The 2,260-nt window shown below is 45.5% G+C and carries 3 protein-coding genes; all 3 read right to left on the bottom strand.

All coding sequences use genetic code 11. The features are described 5' to 3' along the window. Window positions 1-506, bottom strand: a 506-nt coding sequence (locus tag L650_RS0104315; RefSeq protein ID WP_029772314.1) for a biotin carboxylase N-terminal domain-containing protein, incomplete at its 3' end; no start/stop codon positions are given. An 8-nt stretch (window positions 507-514) separates the two neighbouring features. Beyond that, on the bottom strand, window positions 515-1,285 hold the full coding sequence (locus L650_RS0104310; RefSeq protein ID WP_004587898.1) for an enoyl-CoA hydratase/isomerase family protein: 771 nt from the start codon (window positions 1,283-1,285) through the stop codon (window positions 515-517). Window positions 1,286-1,298: 13 nt separating this feature from the next. Further along, a partial coding sequence (locus tag L650_RS0104305) for a carboxyl transferase domain-containing protein (RefSeq protein WP_029772313.1) occupies window positions 1,299-2,260 on the bottom strand: 962 nt, incomplete at its 5' end.

Raw genomic sequence — 2,260 nt, 5'->3', positions numbered from 1 at the left:
CCGCCGCCGCCAAAGGCCGCTTTAATGAGCACGGGGTAACCAATTTTTTCAGCCTCAGATTGTAAAAAAGCAGGGTCTTGGTTATCACCGTAATACCCTGGCACTAATGGTACATTTGCCGCGGCCATTATTTCTTTGGCGCGGGTTTTAGAGCCCATGGCTTCTATGCTGCTTGCAAGTGGGCCAATAAACGCAATGTTGTTAGCTTCACAGGCGTTAGCAAACTCACTGTTTTCAGATAAAAAACCGTATCCAGGGTGTATACAATCGGCACCGCTTATTTTTGCAACCTGTAAAATTTTATCTGTTACAAGGTATGAGTCTTTACTTGGTGCAGGGCCAATGTGGTAGGCCTCATCAGCCATTTTTACATGTTGTGCGTGTTTGTCGGCGTCAGAGTAAACAGCGACCGTTGTTAGGCCCATTTGCTTTGCACTTCGCATTATACGGCATGCAATTTCACCACGGTTGGCAATGAGTATCTTTTTTAATGTGTGTGTGTTCATAATTAGTCCTACAGTTGCCAAGCGGGAGGGCGTTTATCAAAAAAGGCGCTTAGTCCTTCTTGGCCTTCGTCCGATACCCGAATATTTGCAATACGTTCGGCCGTGAGTTCGATAAGATCATCATTAATAGGCTTATTTGCTACATCGTTAATTAATGATTTAGCGGCTTTTACAGCTACTGGGCCGTTATCGATTAATGTTTGCAGCATGTTATCAAGGGCACAGTCTAAATTACCGGTCACCTGATGAACCAAACCAAGTTGTTTTGCTGTGTGGGCATCAAACACCTCGGCAGTTAAAAAGTAGCGGCGCGCGGCACGCTCACCAATGGCTTTAATTACATAGGGGCTAATTACCGCAGGAATAAGCCCTAGTTTTACTTCGCTTAAACAAAACTGCGCATCGTCTTTACTTAGGGCAATATCACAACATGCAATTAAGCCTAATGCCCCACCAAATGCAGCGCCTTGTACAGCACATATGGTTGGGTGAGGAGAGGCGGCTAGTACCTGCATTAATTTAGCGAGCTGCATAGAGTCGGCAAGGTTATCGGCGTAGTTGTTATCAGCCATTGATTTCATCCAGGCTAAATCGGCACCGGCAGAAAAGTGCTTACCTTCAGTTTTTAAAACTAAAGCGCGAATATCGAGCGTATTTGCATGCTCTATGCACTGAATTAGCTCGTGTATTACTTCACTATTAAATGCGTTACGTTTTTCAACTCGGCTTAAAACAAGTACAGCCACATTAGATTTTGTTATTTGTAGTGTTACTGACATTTTTGCGCTCCGGTTACATTCTAAATACGCCAAACTTAGAGTCTTGCTGTGGTGCATTTTGAGCTGCACTTAAGGCTAGGCCTAATACGTTACGGGTATCGGCAGGGTCAATAATGCCGTCGTCCCACAAGCGTGCGCTTGCGTAATACGGATGGCCTTGCTCTTCGTACTGATCAATAATTGGCTTTTTAAAATCGCTAACTTCTTGCTCGCTCATGCTATGGCCTTTACGTGCTAAACCATCTTGCTTAACTTGCGCCATTACACCGGCGGCTTGCTCACCGCCCATTACCGAAATACGGGCATTGGGCCACATCCACATCATGGTGGGTTCAAATGCGCGGCCACACATTCCGTAGTTACCAGCGCCATAAGAGCCACCAATTAGCACCGTAAATTTAGGTACATCGGCACACGAAACCGCCATTACCATTTTAGCGCCGTGCTTTGCTATGCCTTCAGCTTCGTATTTTTTACCCACCATAAAGCCGGTAATATTTTGCAAAAACACTAAAGGAATATTGCGCTGTGCACATAGTTGAATAAAGTGCGCGCCTTTTTGCGCCGACTCACTAAATAAAATGCCGTTATTAGCCACTATGCCTACAGGGTTACCGTAAATACTGGCAAAACCTGTTATCAGCGTTTCACCAAAGTAGCGTTTAAATTCATCAAACGATGAATCATCCACCGTACGGGCAATAACTTCACGCACATCAAACGGCTTTTTAAGGTCGGTGCCTACAATGCCGTAAAGCTCGTTTATATCGTAACGTGGTGGTTTTACATCCTCTAAAAGAGGGGCTGTAGGGCGCGTGTAATTAATACGCTCAATACATTGGCGCGCAATAGACAGCGCATGCTCGTCATTTTCTGCAAAGTGGTCAGCCACCCCCGATGTTTTACAATGCACATCGGCGCCGCCTAATTCTTCGGCGCTGACTACTTCACCAGTCGCTGCTTTTACAAGTGGCG

This window comes from Pseudoalteromonas sp. TB51 (assembly GCF_000498055.1).
Classification (GTDB): Bacteria; Pseudomonadota; Gammaproteobacteria; order Enterobacterales; family Alteromonadaceae; genus Pseudoalteromonas; species Pseudoalteromonas atlantica.
The sequence above is the reverse complement of the archived record's forward strand: the minus strand, read 5'-3'. Positions and strand labels throughout refer to the sequence as shown.

Bases quoted from the DNA above. Each gene is read 5' to 3' on its own strand.
- L650_RS0104310 (WP_004587898.1), bottom strand. From the start codon at position 1,285: ATGTCAGTAACACTACAAATAACAAAATCTAATGTGGCTGTACTTGTT.